Consider the following 15650-nt stretch of genomic DNA (forward strand, 5'->3'; position numbering starts at 1 on the left):
GCAACCCGGGGGCCGACGATTTCGCGGACGGAACCGGCGATCGTATAGATGGGCGGGCTGTGTCCCCTGTGATCGCCGGACCGGCGGTCGCCGAACAGCCGCCCACTGCCGCGTACGCCACAGAAGAGAGACCCACCCATGTCCTGGCTGTCCAGATTCAGCCTCGCGCAAAGGGCGCTGATCGGGCTGATCTCGATCGTCGCGCTCGTTTTCGGAGCGATCGCGATCCCGCAGCTCAAGCAGCAGCTGCTCCCCACCATCGAACTCCCGATGGTGTCGGTGCTGGCGCCCTATCAGGGTGCGTCCCCCGATGTGGTCGAGAAGCAGGTCGTCGAGCCCCTCGAGAACTCCATCAAGGCCGTCGACGGCGTCGAGGGCGTCACCTCGACCGCCAGCGAGGGCAACGCCGTCGTCATGGCGACCTTCGACTTCGGTGACGAGGGCACGAAGCAGCTCGTCGCCGACATCCAGCAGGCCGTGAACCGGGCCCGCATCCAGCTGCCCGACGACGTCGACCCGCAGGTGATCGCCGGCTCGACGGACGACATCCCGACCGTCGTCCTCGCCGTCACCTCCGACAAGGACCAGCAGGCGCTCGCCGACCAGCTGGACCGCACGGTCGTCCCCGCGCTCGAGGACATCGAGGGCGTCGGCCAGGTCGCGGTCGAGGGCGTCCAGGACCTCCAGGTCTCCGTCGTCCCCGACGACAGGAAGCTCGCCGCGGCAGGCATGAACGCCGGGTCGCTGGCCCAGGCCCTCCAGGCCGGGGGAGCGACGGTCCCGGCCGGCTCCTTCTCCGAGTCGGGCAAGAGCCGCACCATCCAGGTGGGCGGTTCCTTCACCTCGCTCCAGCAGATCGAGGACCTCAAGGTCTCGGCCGCGAACCCGGCCACGGGCAAGGCCGGGAAGCCGGTCCGCATCGGTGACATCGCCACGGTGAAGCAGGAGCCCGCCACCGCGGTCTCCCTCACCCGCACGAACGGCAAGCCGAGCCTCGCCGTGATGGCGACGATGGACAAGGACGGCAGCGCCGTCGCCATCTCGGACGCCGTCCAGGACAAGCTGCCGGGACTGCGCAAGGACCTCGGCGCCGGCGCCGAGCTGACCGTCGTCTCCGACCAGGGGCCGGCCGTCTCCAAGGCGATCTCGGGCCTGACCACCGAAGGCGCGCTCGGCCTGCTCTTCGCGGTCGTCGTGATCCTGGTGTTCCTCGCGTCGATCCGCTCGACGCTGGTCACCGCGGTCTCCATCCCGCTCTCCGTGGTCCTCGCGCTGATCGTGCTCTGGACCCGCGACCTGTCGCTGAACATGCTGACCCTCGGCGCGCTGACCATCGCGATCGGCCGCGTCGTCGACGACTCCATCGTCGTACTGGAGAACATCAAGCGGCACCTCGGGTACGGCGAGGAGCGCCAGTCGGCGATCATCACCGCGGTCAAGGAGGTCGCCGGCGCGGTCACCTCGTCCACGCTCACCACCGTCGCGGTCTTCCTGCCCATCGGTCTGGTCGGCGGCATGGTCGGCCAGCTCTTCGGCTCCTTCTCCCTCACGGTCACGGCGGCTCTGCTGGCCTCCCTGCTGGTCTCGCTGACCGTGGTCCCGGTCCTCTCGTTCTGGTTCCTCCGTGCCCCCAAGGGCACCGACGCCGACCCGGACGAGGCCCGCCGCAAGGCCGAGGAGAAGGAAGCCGCCAGCCGGCTCCAGCGGATCTACGTCCCGGTGCTCCGCTTCGCGACCCGGCGCCGTGTCACCAGCATCGTCCTCGCGTTCGTCGTCCTGTTCGGCACCTTCGGCATGGCACCCCTGCTCAAGACGAACTTCTTCGACCAGGGCGAGCAGGAGGTCCTCTCCGTCAAGCAGGAGCTGACCCCCGGTACGAGCCTGGCCGCCGCCGACGAGGCCGCGCAGAAGGTCGAGAAGGTCCTCGCCGCCGACAAGGGCGTGGAGGACTACCAGGTCACCGTCGGCTCCTCCGGCTTCATGGCCGCCTTCGGCGGCGGTACGGGCGCCAACCAGGCCTCCTACCAGATCACCCTCAAGGACTCGGCGGACTTCGAGGCCACCCAGGACCGGATCGACGAGGCCCTCGGCAAGCTCGACGGCATCGGCGACACCACCATCGCCGCGGGCGACGGCTTCGGCAGCCAGGACCTCAGTGTCGTGGTCAAGGCCGCCGACGCGGACGTCCTGAAGAAGGCGTCCGAAGCGGTGCGCGGCGAGGTCGCGAAGCTCAAGGACGTCACCGACGTCCAGAGCGACCTGGCGCAGAGCGTCCCGCGCATCTCGGTCAAGGCCAACGACAAGGCGGCCGACGCCGGGTTCAACGAGACCACGCTCGGCGCGGCGGTCGCCGGTGCGGTGCGCGGCACCCCCTCCGGCACCGCGCTCATGGACGACACCGAGCGTGACGTCCTGGTGAAGTCGGCCTCGCCGGCCACCACGACGGCCGAACTGAAGGAGCTTCAGCTGGGCCCGGTGAAGCTCGGCCAGATCGCCGACGTGAAGCTGGTCCCCGGTCCGGTCTCGATGACCCGGATCGACGGACAGCGCGCGGCGACGATCACCGCCAGGCCGACCGGCGACAACACGGGCGCGGTCACCGCCTCGCTCCAGACGAAGATCGACGCCCTGGACCTCCCGGAGGGTGCCACCGCGACCATCGGTGGTGTCTCCCAGGACCAGAACGACGCCTTCATGAAGCTGGGCCTGGCCATGCTGGCGGCCATCGCGATCGTCTTCATGCTGCTGGTGGCGACCTTCAGGTCGCTCGTCCAGCCGCTGATCCTGCTGGTCTCCATCCCCTTCGCTGCGACGGGAGCCATCGGCCTCCTCGTCGTCACCGGCACCCCGATGGGCGTCCCGGCGATGATCGGCATGCTGATGCTGATCGGCATCGTGGTGACCAACGCCATCGTGCTGATCGACCTGATCAACCAGTACAGGTCGCAGGGCATGGGTGTCGTCGAAGCCGTGATCGAGGGCGGCCGCCACCGCCTCCGCCCGATCCTGATGACGGCGCTGGCGACGATCTTCGCCCTCCTGCCGATGGCGCTCGGCGTCACCGGTGAGGGCGGATTCATCTCCCAGCCGCTGGCGGTCGTGGTGATCGGCGGTCTGATCACCTCCACCCTGCTGACGCTGCTCCTGGTGCCGACGCTCTACGCGATGGTCGAACTCCGCAAGGAGCGCCGCGCGAAGAGAAAGGCGGCCAAGCAGGCGGCGAAGTCCGGCGAGGCCGCCCCGGAGACGGCCGAGGAAGCCGTCTCCGACGAGCCGGAGCCCGCGAAGGCCTGACACCGGGCCCGCAGCAACACGGGGAAGGCCCCCGACGCCGTGCACACGGCGTCGGGGGCCTTCCCCGTGGGTGAGGGGGCGGCCCCTCACCCGTACTACGGCAGCGCCAGCATCCGCTCCAGTGCCCGCTTCGCGTACTTCTCCGTCTCCGGGTCGACCTGGATGCGGTTGACCAGGTTGCCCTCGGCCAGCGACTCCAGCGTCCACACCAGGTGCGGCAGGTCGATCCGGTTCATCGTCGAGCAGAAGCACACCGTCTTGTCGAGGAAGACGATCTCCTTGTCCTCAGCGGCGAAACGGTTCGCCAGCCGGCGCACCAGGTTCAGCTCCGTGCCGATGGCCCACTTCGAGCCGGCCGGGGCCGCCTCCAGGGCCTTGATGATGTACTCCGTGGAACCCACCTGGTCCGCGGCGGCCACGACCTCGTGCTTGCACTCCGGGTGCACCAGCACGTTGACGCCCGGGATCCGCCTGCGTACGTCCTCGACGGACTCCACCGAGAAGCGCCCGTGCACCGAGCAGTGTCCGCGCCACAGGATCATCTTCGCGTCGCGCAGCTGCTCGGCGGTGAGGCCGCCGTTCGGCTTGTGCGGGTTGTAGAGGACGCAGTCCTCCAGGCTCATGCCCATGTCCCGCACGGCCGTGTTCCGGCCCAGGTGCTGGTCCGGGAGGAAGAGCACCTTCTCGCCCTGCGCGAAAGCCCACTCCAGGGCCCTCTTCGCGTTGGACGAGGTGCAGATCGTGCCGCCGTGCCTGCCGGTGAAGGCCTTGATGTCGGCGGAGGAGTTCATGTACGAGACCGGCACGACCTGGCCGGCGACCCCGGCCTCCGTCAGCACGTCCCAGCACTCGGCGACCTGCTCCGCGGTGGCCATGTCGGCCATCGAGCAGCCGGCGGCCAGGTCCGGCAGCACGACCTTCTGCTCGTCACCGGTCAGGATGTCCGCGGACTCCGCCATGAAGTGCACACCGCAGAAGACGATGTACTCCGCCTCGGGCCGCGCCGCCGCGTCCCGGGCGAGCTTGAACGAGTCGCCGGTGACGTCCGCGAACTGGATGACCTCGTCGCGCTGGTAGTGGTGGCCGAGCACGAAGACCTTGTCCCCGAGCTTCTCCTTGGCCGCACGGGCCCGCTCCACCAGGTCCGGGTCGGACGGGGAGGGCAGGTCACCGGGGCATTCGACCCCGCGCTCGCTCCGGGGGTCGGCCTCGCGGCCGAGCAGCAGAAGGGCGAGGGGTGTCGGCTGGACATCCAGGGGCTGGGCGGTGGTCACGACACGCACCCTTTCTTTTCCGCGAAAAGCCTTTTCGTCGAATTGACGTTATCTATCATAACCGCTTCACGTCAGCTTGACGATGCCGATAGCGTCGATGTGACGCATCCCCCCGTGCGGGTGGTGTGCGAGCATGAAGGGAACAGACACGCGCCTGGCCCGGAATGAATCCGCGGCCCCGATGGTTGGACCCGTCGGCAAGCAGTCCGTACAACCCGGGAGAGAAGCAGATGTCCGTATCGGACGAGACCACCACCGTGAGCGACGGCATCCTCCTGTCCGACGCCGCCGCAGACAAGGTCAGGACCCTGCTCGAGCAGGAGGGCCGTGACGACCTCGCGCTGCGCGTCGCCGTGCAGCCCGGAGGCTGCTCGGGCCTGCGGTACCAGCTCTTCTTCGACGAGCGCTCGCTCGACGGCGACGTCGTGAAGGACTTCGGCGGCGTCAAGGTCGTCACCGACCGGATGAGCGCCCCGTACCTGGGCGGCGCCTCCGTGGACTTCGTGGACACCATCGAGAAGCAGGGCTTCACGATCGACAACCCGAACGCCACGGGCTCCTGCGCCTGTGGTGACTCCTTCAGCTAGACCCGAGTCGTACGACAGCGGCGGCGGTCCCGGAGGACGGGACCGCCGCCGCTGTCGTGTGCGCAGGGGGCTCGTTCGCGGCGGGTGCTCAAGCGCGGGGCACGGCCTCGCCCGACCTCGTGTCGACCACGGTCCGGCCGTCCAGCGGGGCGTCGAGCGTCACCGTACGGGTCAGCTCCTTGGCGATCATGATGCAGGCCTTCCCGGGCTCCTGCTTCGACTCGGAGACCGTGACCCGCACCGTCGTGCCGTCCTCCGTGGCGCGGGCCGTGTAGGTGCTGCAGACGCCGCCCCAGAACGTCACCTCCAGGGTCCGTCCGTCCGCGCTGTACGAAGTGATCCCCGCACCCGAACCGTCCGGGTCCTTCGTGGGCTCCGGCGACGGCGGGGTGTCCTCGGGCGTCAGGTACTCCGGGTCCACGGCGACCTGGGCGACCGTGCTCCGGGGGCCGCCGCCTTCGGCACGCACGGAGAAGAGCCAGGAGGGTACGAGGATCTGCTCGCCGTCCGCGTACCGCGCCGCGAGCCCGAACTCGGCCTTCTCGACCGTCGCGGTGGCTGCCGGGGGAGACCCGTCCGACGTGCCGCAGTCGGGTTCCGGTGCGAGGTCGTCCTCGAGCGGCACGGAGGTCGCGCAGCCGCCGACACCGCCCTTCGGGGCCCGCCCGCTCTCCGCGTTCAGCTGTTCCAGCGCCTCGTCCGCGCCGGTCACCGGATAGCTGTCGCCCTTCTCCAGTCCCTTCAGGTGCCCGCTTCCGCCGACGATCGCGCCGTCGGCACCCACCTGGACACCGGTCGACCATCCGTACGTCGGGAGCCCGTCCACCACGGGATCGGCGTTCACCACGCGCACGGAGCCCATCACCTGGTCCGCGTCGAGCGCCGCGCCCTCCTGCCCCACGGCCTTCAGCACGGGAGCGGCGGCGGCCCGTGCCGCCTTCTCGCTCACCGGTGAACCGGTGCCCGGCGACGCGTCCTTCGCGCAGACGGTGGGCGACGCGCACGCGTCCGGGCCGCCGGAGCCGTACCGGGCGAAGGTCCACGTGCCCGGAGCCTGTTTGATCACTCGCAGGAACGGACCCGACCCGTCCCCGTCGCTGCCCACCTTCCAGGCGGTGCCCTCCGTGCGCGGCGTCCCCCGCACCCCGAGGGCCTTCGCGAGGCGCGCCACCTCGGCCCCCGTCACCGTGCCCGCCGCCCGGTGGACGGCGGCCTCGTCCGGGCCGCCGGGCAGTTCCCCGGAGGCGCGGTAGACGGTTCTGCCGCCGTGGGGGTCGGGTTCACCGGGCGCGATGCCCGGCGGGGGCGCCGTCGGCCCGCTGTCCGCCGCCGCGTCGAGGGAGAGCGGAGGGGGTGATCCTGTCCCGGGGTCGGGGAGGAGGCCGGGCGCCGACTCACCAGAGGTGTTCGACGCCCAGTACGCGCCGCCGCCACCGGCCAGCAGCACCGCCGCCGCCACCGAGGCCACGACGAGGGGCGGACGCCGCCGCCGGGTGCCGGTCACGTCGTTCTCGGGTCGCTCGGTGCTCACCGGATCGCTCCTTCGCCTGCATCGCCGCCACTGGCTCGTCGCCAGTCCCCCGAGTGGGGACGAGGGTGTGACGGAACAGGGGAGCGCACGGTTCCCCCGGCCGGTGCAGGGGGACCCGGTCCGCCGCCCGGTCAGTCCCCGTAGTCGGACATGGCGTCGACCATCCGGGCCGACGAAGGCGGCACCGTGACGCCGTGGATGCGGGAGGGCTCCACCCGCTTCGACGCGGTCTTCTCGGGTACGACCCAGTGCGGCGCCATGCGTGCGCAGTCACCGCGCAGGTCGGCCAGGCTCATCTCGGACTCGCGCGTGACGATGGTGTTCGACATATCCGCACCGTAGGCACAGGAGCACTCAGGTAGAAAGACCTACTATCGGGTAGTTTTGCCCATTCGGGCACTGTGGCGTCACCGGGTAGCGTGAACTGTCACGCCGTCCCGGAGGGCGCGCTCACGCGTTCCCTTCGCCTTCCGCAGGAGCAGCTCCCCGTGCGCATTGCAGTCACCGGCTCCATCGCCACAGACCACCTCATGACCTTCCCCGGCCGATTCGCCGACCAGCTGGTCGCGGACCAGCTGCACACGGTCTCGCTCTCCTTCCTCGTCGACAACCTCGACGTCCGCCGGGGCGGGGTCGGCGCCAACATCGCCTTCGGCATGGGTGTGCTCGGCACGCAGCCGGTCCTCGTGGGTGCCGTGGGGGCCGACTTCGACGACTACCGCGCCTGGCTCGACCGGCACGGCGTCGACACCGGATCGGTCCGGGTCTCCGACGTCCTGCACACGGCGCGCTTCGTCTGCACGACGGACGCCGACCACAACCAGATCGGCTCCTTCTACACGGGTGCGATGAGCGAGGCCCGGCTGATCGAGCTCAAGAGCGTCGCCGACCGGGTCGGCGGCCTCGACCTCGTCTCCATCGGGGCCGACGACCCCGAGGCGATGCTCCGCCACACGGAGGAGTGCCGCTCCCGGGGCATCCCGTTCGCCGCGGACTTCTCCCAGCAGATCGCCAGGATGGACGGCGAGGAGATCCGGATCCTCCTCGACGGCGCGACGTACCTCTTCTCGAACGAGTACGAGAAGGGGCTCATCGAGTCCAAGACCGGCTGGAGCGACGAGGAGATCCTGTCGAAGGTCGGCCACCGCGTCACCACCCTCGGTTCGCGGGGCGTCCGCATCGAGCAGGCCGGCCAGGACCCCATCGAGGTCGGCTGCGCGGAGGAGGAGCGCAAGGCCGACCCCACCGGCGTCGGCGACGCCTTCCGGGCCGGTTTCCTCTCCGGTCTCGCCTGGGGCGTGAGCCTGGAGCGCGCCGCGCAGATCGGCTGCATGCTCGCGACCCTGGTCATCGAGACGGTCGGCACCCAGGAGTACACCCTGCGCCGCAGCCCTTTCATGGACCGCTTCACCAAGGCGTATGGGGACGAGGCGGCCTCGGAGGTCCGCAAGCACCTCTCCTAGGACGCCGGACGAGGACGGTGCGGGCCCGCGGGCGAGCGGCACGGGCTCAGACGAGGCGGCGGACCACATAGGCCGAGCCGCGGTCGGCCGGCTCCTCGCCCGCGTACTCCTGTTCCCGCATCGCGCACCAGGCCGGGATGTCGAGGCGGGCGGCCTCGTCGTCGGAGAGCACCGTCACCGTGCCGCCCACGGGTACTCCCTCGATCACCTTTGCGAGTTCGATCACCGGGACCGGGCAGCGCCTGCCGAGCGTGTCGACGACGACCGAGGCGTGGGCCGCGGGGGAGGGCGACGCCTCGGCGGGCGCACCGAGCCTCTCCCGCACCCCGGCCACCACGCCCGGCAGTACGCCGAGGAAGCCGTCGACCTCTTCCTGCGTCGTCCCGGCGGGCAGCGACAGGCGCACGTTCCCCTCGGAGAGCACTCCCATCGCCTTCAGGACATGGCTGGGCGTCAGGGTGCTGCTCGTGCAGGAGGAGCCGGACGACACGGAGAACCCGGCCCGGTCCAGCTCGTGGAGCACGGTCTCGCCGTCGACATAGAGACAGGAGAAGGTCACCAGGTGCGGCAGCCGCCGCACCGGATCGCCGACCACCTCCACATCCGGGACCAGCGTCCCCACGGCCGCCCTGACACGGTCCACCAGGACACGCAGCCGCGCCGCCTCCGCCGCCGCCTCGGCGCGCACCGCGCGCAGGGAGGCCGCGGCCGCCACGATCGCCGGGATGTTCTCGTAGCCGGGAGCCCGGCCCGACTCCCGCTCGTCGGCCGGTCCTTGCGGCGCGAAGCGGACCCCCTTGCGCACGGCGAGCAGTCCGACCCCGGCGGGCCCGCCCCACTTGTGCGCGCTCGCGGCCAGCAGCGACCAGCGGCCGGGCACCGGCCCCCAGCCGAGCGACTGCGCGGCGTCCACCAGCAGCGGCACGCCGGCGTCGGCACAGACCTCCGCGGTCTCCTCCACCGGCTGCTCGGTCCCGACCTCGTGGTTGGCGGACTGGAGACAGGCCAGTGCGGTGTCCGCGCGGAGAGCCCGTCGGTACGCCGAGGGGTCCACCGCCCCGGTCCGGTCCACCGGCACCTCGGTGAAGGACCCGCCCTCCGCTTCGAGGGCCGCCGCCGTGTGGAGTACCGAGGAGTGCTCGACCGCGGAGAGGACCAGGTGGCGGCCGACACGCCGACGCCCGGCAAGCGCTCCGGCCACCGCAGAGTGCACCGCACGGGTGCCGGACGAGGTGAAGACGAGCTCGTCCGGCCGGCAGCCGACCGCCTCCGCCGCGGTCTCCCGGGCCGCGTCGAGCAGCATCGCGGCCCGCCGGCCTTCGCGGTGGAGGCGGGCGGGATCGGCCCAGCCCTCGTCCAGGGAGGCAAGCAGCGCCTGGCGGGCGACGGGGTGCAGGGGGGCGGAGGAGGCCGCGTCGAAGTAGGGCACACCGTCACGCTAGCCCGCAGGCGGACGACCAGGTGACCGGCCGCCGGCATGAGGGGAAGAGGGGGCGTCAGATGGCGGCCGGAGGCTCGCATTCCATCCCTTCGGGGTGTCGTGCGGCGCGTTGGGCACCCTCCCCGCGCGACCCCAAATAGCGTCCAGTAGGGTTTGGTCCGCATAAACATCCAAACCCCTGCCCGCGTCAGGGCCGGCGACCGACCAAGTGAGACGGCCGCGCCGACCGTGCGGGCGAGACTCTCGGGAAGGCGCTACGTGAGTCCCAACGGCTCCGACCGCTCGTCGCGGCGCCCGATGCGGCGGAAGCTGCCGCAGGTGCTGACTGCGGGCCTGGTCCTGGCGACGGCCTCCGGTTGTTCATACAACTGGGAGGATTTCCCCCGCCTCGGTATGCCCACCCCGGTAACGGAAGAGGCCCCTCGGATCCTCTCCCTCTGGCAGGGCTCGTGGGCGGCAGCGCTCGCCACGGGCGTCCTTGTCTGGGGGCTGATCCTGTGGAGCGTCATCTTCCACCGGCGAAGCAGGACCAAGGTGGAGGTACCCCAGCAGACCAGGTACAACATGCCTATCGAGGCGCTGTACACAGTGGTCCCCCTCATCATCGTCTCGGTGTTCTTCTACTTCACCGCGCGCGATGAATCGAAGCTCCTCGAGCTCAGCCCGAAGCCGGCCCACACCATCAACGTGGTCGGCTACCAGTGGAGCTGGGGCTTCAACTACATCGAGAACGTGGAGGGCTCGCCCTCCACCGGCAACGAGGTCCCCAAGGAGCTCGACGCCATCCCCGACAAGTTCCGCGAGGACTTCCCCAAGGACGCCGGCGGCGTCTACGACGTGGGCATCCCCGGTACGCGCAACCCGCAGAACGGCAACCCGGGTCCGACCCTGTGGCTGCCGAAGGGCGAGAAGGTCCGCTTCGTACTGACTTCGCGCGACGTCATCCACTCCTTCTGGGTGGTGCCGTTCCTCATGAAGCAGGACGTCATTCCGGGCCACACCAACTCCTTCGAGGTCACGCCGAAGAAGGAGGGCACCTACATGGGTAAGTGCGCCGAGCTCTGCGGCGTCGACCACTCCCGGATGCTCTTCAACGTCAAGATCGTCTCTCCCGAGCGTTACCAGCAGCACCTCAAGGAGCTGGCGGAGAAGGGTCAGACGGGCTACGTGCCGGCAGGCATCGAGCAGACGGACCCGGCCAGGAATGCGGAGACGAACAAACTGTGAGCATCCTCAACGAATCCCAGGGTGCCGCGGCAGCAGACGCCTCGTTCGAGGACGAGCTGCCGGTGCGGCGCAAGCAGCCGGGGAGTGTCGTCGTCAAGTGGCTGACCACCACTGACCACAAGACGATCGGCACGATGTACCTGGTCACCTCGTTCGCCTTCTTCTGCATCGGTGGCCTCCTGGCGCTCTTCATGCGCGCCGAGCTGGCTCGTCCGGGCACGCAGATCATGTCGAACGAGCAGTTCAACCAGGCGTTCACGATGCACGGCACGATCATGCTGCTGATGTTCGCGACGCCGCTGTTCGCAGGGTTCGCGAACTGGATCATGCCGCTCCAGATCGGTGCGCCCGACGTGGCGTTCCCGCGGCTGAACATGTTCGCGTACTGGCTGTACCTCTTCGGCTCGATCATCGCGGTGGCCGGCTTCCTCACCCCGCAGGGTGCGGCCGACTTCGGCTGGTTCGCCTACTCCCCGCTGTCGGACGCGGTCCGCTCGCCGGGCGTCGGCGCCGACATGTGGATCATGGGTCTGGCCTTCTCCGGCTTCGGCACGATCCTCGGTTCGGTCAACTTCATCACCACGATCATCTGCATGCGCGCCCCCGGCATGACGATGTTCCGCATGCCGATCTTCACCTGGAACGTCCTGCTGACCGGTGTCCTGGTCCTGCTGGCCTTCCCGGTCCTGGCCGCCGCGCTCTTCGCGCTGGAGGCCGACCGGAAATTCGGCGCACACGTATTCGACGCGGCCAATGGCGGCGCATTGCTCTGGCAACACCTCTTCTGGTTCTTCGGCCATCCAGAGGTGTACATCATCGCGCTACCATTCTTCGGAATCATTTCCGAGATCATCCCGGTGTTCAGCCGCAAGCCGATGTTCGGCTACATCGGCCTCATCGCGGCGACCATTTCCATCGCCGGTCTTTCGGTGACGGTGTGGGCGCACCACATGTATGTCACCGGCGGTGTGCTGCTGCCGTTCTTCTCCTTCATGACGTTCCTCATCGCGGTGCCCACCGGGGTGAAGTTCTTCAACTGGATCGGCACGATGTGGAAGGGCTCGCTGTCCTTCGAGACACCGATGCTCTGGTCGGTCGGCTTCCTGATCACCTTCGCCTTCGGTGGTCTGACCGGCGTGATCCTGGCCTCGCCGCCGCTGGACTTCCACGTCTCCGACTCGTACTTCGTCGTCGCGCACTTCCACTACGTCGTCTTCGGCACCGTGGTCTTCGCGATGTTCGCCGGATTCCACTTCTGGTGGCCGAAGTTCACCGGAAAGATGCTGGACGAGCGGCTCGGGAAGATCACCTTCTGGACGCTGTTCATCGGCTTCCACGGCACGTTCCTGGTGCAGCACTGGCTGGGTGCCGAGGGCATGCCGCGTCGTTACGCGGACTACCTCGCCGCGGACGGTTTCACCGCCCTGAACACGATCTCGACGATCTCCTCGTTCGTGCTCGGCCTGTCCATGCTTCCGTTCATGTACAACGTGTGGAAGACGGCCAAGTACGGCAAGAAGATCGAGGTCGACGACCCGTGGGGCTACGGCCGTTCGCTCGAATGGGCGACGTCCTGCCCGCCCCCGCGTCACAACTTCCTCAGCCTGCCGCGGATCCGTTCCGAATCCCCGGCGTTCGACCTGCACCACCCGGAGATCGCGGCGCTCGAGCAGCTGGATCACCTGTCCGAGGGTGAGAAGGTCCTCGCGGGCGGCAAGGAGGACGGCAAGTGAAGATCCAGGGCAAGCTCTTCATCTGGCTGAGCTTCTTCATGCTGGCCATGGCCGTCACGTACGGCGTCTGGTCCAAGGAGCCCGTCGGTACCACCGCGCTCGTCCTGGCCTTCGGGCTGACCATCATGATCGGCTTCTACCTGGCCTTCACGGCCAGCAGGGTCGACGCGATGGCCCAGGACAACAAGGAGGCCGACGTCGCGGACGAAGCCGGTGAGGTCGGCTTCTTCTCCCCGCACAGCTGGCAGCCGTTCTCGCTGGCCATCGGTGGCGCCTTCCTCTTCATGTCGGTCGTCTTCGGCTGGTGGCTGGCCTACTTCTCGGCCCCGCTGCTCCTGATCGGCCTCTTCGGCTGGGTCTTCGAGTACTACCGGGGCGAGAACCGCACCCAGTAGGACACGCCTCCACCGGAGGCGCAGCACCCGTACGGGGGCCCGGCCCGCTCAGCAATGAGCGGGCCGGGCCCCCGTTTGCAGTCATTGAACGCGCTGGATCGGATGAATCTTCTTAGCGTGGGTTCATGAACCACACGCCGCGCATCCGCACCGTAGTGAGCTGCACTCTGCTGGTCGTGACCCTGGTTGCAGGTGCGACCGCCTGTGGAGGGTCCGACGGTGATCCGCTGTCGCTCAAGCCCTACGACGCCGCCGATCTGATCTCCTTCAACGGCCCGGCCGGGAACGAGAAGGCCGACCCCGACAAGCCGCTCGAAGTCGCCGTCAAGGACGACGACGCGAAAATCACCGACGTGACGGCCGTGGACACCGAGGGCCGCCACCTGGCGGGCGAACTCGACGCCGACGGCAAGCGGTGGCACTCGACCACCTCGCTCGCGGCCGGCACCCGATACACCGTCAAGGTCTCCACCGAGAACGGCGACGGCGCCCCCGGCAGCCGTACGTACGCCTTCGGCACGACCTCGGCCAAGAAGTTCCTCAAGGTCTCCTTCGGCCCGCAGGCGGGCACCTACGGGGTCGGACAGCCCCTCACAGCGGAACTCAGCGCTCCGGTCACCGGCCGGGCGGCCAGGGCCACCGTGGAACGCGGGCTCCAGGTCCGGTCGACCCCCGCCGTCACGGGCTCCTGGTACTGGGTCGACGCCAAGACCCTGCACTACCGCCCGAAGGAGTACTGGCCCGCCGACGCCCGCATCGACGTCCGCAGCAACCTCAAGGGCATCAAGGTCACCAACGCCCTCTACGGCGACGCCACCAAACCCCTGAAGCTCACCACCGGTGACCGGATAGAAGCGATCACCGACGCCTCGGAGCACCACATGACCGTCCTCCGCAACGGCGAAGTGATCAACACCCTGCCGGTCACCACGGGCAAGCCCGGCTTCGACACGCGCAACGGCGTCAAGGTGGTGCTGGCCAAGGAACAGTTCGTACGCATGCGCGGTGAGAGCATCGGCATCGCCGCCGGCTCCTCGGAGTCCTACGACCTGCCCGTCTACTGGGCGACACGCGTCACCTGGAGCGGTGAGTACGTCCACGCGGCGCCCTGGTCCACGGGATCACAGGGCAACGCCAACGTCAGCCACGGCTGCACGGGCATGAGCACCGCCGACGCCGAATGGTTCTTCGAGACCGTGCGCGAGGGCGACATCGTCAAGGTCGTCGGCAGCGACGGCGAGACGATGACGCCGTTCGACAACGGCTTCGGCGACTGGAACCTGGACTGGGACGCCTGGCTGAAGGGCAGCGCCCTGCACGGTGGCGGCACGCCCGACACCGGCACCGACGTCGAGACGGCGCGGCTGCGTCCCCAGGTCTGATCCCCGCGGGAAGTGAGCCGCGCCACGGAGAATCGCCGCGGAGGGGTTCGGGGCCCCTCCGCCTCAGCCGCCTCAGGCCTCCACGGACAGCCTGTGGCGCAGCAGGGAGGCCAGGGCGTCCGCGAAGTCGACCGGGTCGACAGGATGCGTCACAGCGGCGTCCGCACGGCTCCACGTGGCCAGCCAGGCGTCCTGCGGGCGCCCGATCAGCAGCAGCACGGGCGGGCAGCCGAAGATCTCGTCCTTGATCTGCCGGCAGACGCCCATACCGCCCGCGGGAGCCGTCTCGCCGTCCAGCACACAGACGTCGACACCGCCCCGGTCCAGTGCGCTCAGCACGGCGGGAAGGGTGGCGCACTCCAGGAACTCCACCGGCGGCACGTCCGCCGCAGGCCTGCGCCCGGCTGCCAGCCTCACCTGCTCGCGGGTGTTGGCGTCGTCGCTGTAGACCAGGACCGTGGCGGTCGGCTGCATTGTTCCTCCGTGACGTCTGTGTCTTCGGGGCTCTCGGGGCATGAACCGATGGGCGGATCGTACTCCGGCGGACCGGCTGTCAGCACCGGTAAGGACAGCGATTCGATGGGCCGTTCGGTGAGGACACACACCACTGACACACCGAACGGCACCCCCCGGAGTGAGGGCGGGATAAGCGACCGACATAATGTCGGTCGTGGCGACAGCAACGACAGTAGAAACCGGGCACGCGCACCCGTCGGTCAATCGGCCGAACCTCACCAGCGTCGGAACCATCATCTGGTTGAGTTCCGAGCTGATGTTCTTCGCGGCCCTCTTCGCGATGTACTTCACCCTGCGATCGGTGATGGGACCCGAACACTGGAAGGAGATGGCCCACCATCTGAACTTCCCGTTCTCGGCGACGAACACCACGATCCTGGTGCTTTCCTCTCTCACCTGCCAGCTCGGCGTATTCGCCGCGGAGCGGGGCGATGTGAAGAAGCTCCGCACCTGGTTCATCATCACGTTCGTGATGGGTGCGATCTTCATCGGAGGCCAGGTCCTCGAGTACACCGAGCTGGTCAAGGAGGCGGGTCTCTCCCTGTCCTCCGACCCGTACGGTTCGGTGTTCTACCTGACGACCGGCTTCCACGGTCTGCATGTGACAGGCGGTCTCATCGCCTTCCTGCTCGTCCTGGGCAGGACATACGCGGCCTCGAGATTCACCCACGAACAGGCCACCGCGGCCATCGTCGTGTCCTACTACTGGCACTTCGTCGATGTCGTCTGGATCGGCCTGTTCGCCACGATCTACATGATCAAGTAGCCGGGCTCGCACCCGCCCATCATCGACGCAGAAGATCCTGA

The 15650-nt window shown here is 69.0% G+C and carries 13 protein-coding genes; 8 read left to right on the forward strand and 5 right to left on the reverse strand.

Going from position 1 to position 15650, the window contains the following annotated elements; genetic code table 11:
* Window positions 1-138: 138 nt before the first annotated feature.
* The gene (locus tag ACFC51_RS10015; RefSeq protein WP_376379943.1) at window positions 139-3294 is read left to right on the forward strand and encodes an efflux RND transporter permease subunit; all 3156 of its coding nucleotides are present in this window, start codon (window positions 139-141) and stop codon (window positions 3292-3294) included.
* A gap of 95 nt (window positions 3295-3389) precedes the next feature.
* On the opposite strand, the gene nadA is transcribed toward ACFC51_RS10015, so the two are convergent.
* Window positions 3390-4577, reverse strand: coding sequence for a quinolinate synthase NadA (gene nadA, locus ACFC51_RS10020; protein WP_376527925.1), 1188 nt, complete (start codon window positions 4575-4577; stop codon window positions 3390-3392).
* Between the two features lie 221 nt (window positions 4578-4798).
* Here nadA and ACFC51_RS10025 point away from each other — a divergent pair, with 221 nt between their 5' ends.
* Window positions 4799-5155 carry an iron-sulfur cluster assembly accessory protein gene (locus ACFC51_RS10025; protein ID WP_056784314.1) on the forward strand — a complete coding sequence of 119 codons (357 nt, stop codon included), beginning with the start codon at window positions 4799-4801 and terminating at the stop codon, window positions 5153-5155.
* 88 nt (window positions 5156-5243) lie between these two features.
* On the opposite strand, the gene ACFC51_RS10030 is transcribed toward ACFC51_RS10025, so the two are convergent.
* Complete coding sequence (locus ACFC51_RS10030; protein ID WP_376527927.1) at window positions 5244-6686, reverse strand: hypothetical protein; 1443 nt, start codon at window positions 6684-6686, stop codon at window positions 5244-5246.
* 131 nt (window positions 6687-6817) lie between these two features.
* A complete protein-coding gene (locus ACFC51_RS10035) occupies window positions 6818-7015 on the reverse strand; it encodes a hypothetical protein (protein ID WP_376381081.1) in 198 nt (65 codons plus the stop codon).
* Window positions 7016-7174: 159 nt separating this feature from the next.
* On the opposite strand from ACFC51_RS10035, the gene ACFC51_RS10040 reads away from it, so the two are divergent.
* Window positions 7175-8149 carry a carbohydrate kinase family protein gene (locus ACFC51_RS10040; protein WP_376381078.1) on the forward strand — a complete coding sequence of 325 codons (975 nt, stop codon included), beginning with the start codon at window positions 7175-7177 and terminating at the stop codon, window positions 8147-8149.
* Between the two features lie 46 nt (window positions 8150-8195).
* Here ACFC51_RS10040 and ACFC51_RS10045 read toward each other — a convergent pair whose 3' ends face one another.
* Window positions 8196-9578, reverse strand: coding sequence for a cysteine desulfurase/sulfurtransferase TusA family protein (locus tag ACFC51_RS10045; RefSeq protein WP_376527930.1), 1383 nt, complete (start codon window positions 9576-9578; stop codon window positions 8196-8198).
* Window positions 9579-9848: 270 nt separating this feature from the next.
* Here ACFC51_RS10045 and coxB point away from each other — a divergent pair, with 270 nt between their 5' ends.
* The 4 genes from coxB to ACFC51_RS10065 all read left to right on the forward strand — a co-directional run bounded on the left by coxB (window position 9849) and on the right by ACFC51_RS10065 (window position 14327).
* Window positions 9849-10817: a cytochrome c oxidase subunit II gene (gene coxB, locus ACFC51_RS10050; protein WP_015576869.1), complete on the forward strand. Its 969-nt coding sequence runs from the start codon at window positions 9849-9851 to the stop codon at window positions 10815-10817.
* Complete coding sequence (ctaD, locus tag ACFC51_RS10055) at window positions 10814-12550, forward strand: cytochrome c oxidase subunit I (protein WP_376381072.1); 1737 nt, start codon at window positions 10814-10816, stop codon at window positions 12548-12550. Before coxB ends, ctaD begins: the two co-directional genes overlap by 4 nt.
* Window positions 12547-12945: a cytochrome c oxidase subunit 4 gene (locus ACFC51_RS10060; protein WP_376381069.1), complete on the forward strand. Its 399-nt coding sequence runs from the start codon at window positions 12547-12549 to the stop codon at window positions 12943-12945. Before ctaD ends, ACFC51_RS10060 begins: the two co-directional genes overlap by 4 nt.
* A 125-nt stretch (window positions 12946-13070) precedes the next feature.
* Complete coding sequence (locus ACFC51_RS10065) at window positions 13071-14327, forward strand: Ig-like domain-containing protein (RefSeq protein ID WP_376380979.1); 1257 nt, start codon at window positions 13071-13073, stop codon at window positions 14325-14327.
* Window positions 14328-14399: 72 nt separating this feature from the next.
* Here the strand turns inward: ACFC51_RS10065 and ACFC51_RS10070 are convergent, their stop codons facing one another.
* Entirely contained in the window at window positions 14400-14801 is a 402-nt protein-coding gene (locus ACFC51_RS10070) for a hypothetical protein (protein WP_376380982.1), read from the reverse strand.
* Window positions 14802-14988: 187 nt separating this feature from the next.
* Between ACFC51_RS10070 and ACFC51_RS10075 the strand changes: the two genes are divergently transcribed.
* A complete protein-coding gene (locus ACFC51_RS10075; RefSeq protein WP_103513972.1) occupies window positions 14989-15609 on the forward strand; it encodes a heme-copper oxidase subunit III in 621 nt (206 codons plus the stop codon).
* Window positions 15610-15650 lie beyond the last annotated feature (41 nt).

The sequence above is a fragment of the Streptomyces sp. NPDC055962 genome, from assembly GCF_042270185.1.
Classification (GTDB): Bacteria; Actinomycetota; Actinomycetes; order Streptomycetales; family Streptomycetaceae; genus Streptomyces.

Bases quoted from the DNA above. Each gene is read 5' to 3' on its own strand.
- ACFC51_RS10025 (WP_056784314.1), top strand. From the start codon at position 4,799: ATGTCCGTATCGGACGAGACCACCACCGTGAGCGACGGCATCCTCCTG.
- ACFC51_RS10065 (WP_376380979.1), top strand. From the start codon at position 13,071: ATGAACCACACGCCGCGCATCCGCACCGTAGTGAGCTGCACTCTGCTG.
- ACFC51_RS10075 (WP_103513972.1), top strand. From the start codon at position 14,989: ATGTCGGTCGTGGCGACAGCAACGACAGTAGAAACCGGGCACGCGCAC.
- ACFC51_RS10015 (WP_376379943.1), top strand. From the start codon at position 139: ATGTCCTGGCTGTCCAGATTCAGCCTCGCGCAAAGGGCGCTGATCGGG.
- ACFC51_RS10035 (WP_376381081.1), bottom strand. From the start codon at position 7,015: ATGTCGAACACCATCGTCACGCGCGAGTCCGAGATGAGCCTGGCCGAC.
- ACFC51_RS10070 (WP_376380982.1), bottom strand. From the start codon at position 14,801: ATGCAGCCGACCGCCACGGTCCTGGTCTACAGCGACGACGCCAACACC.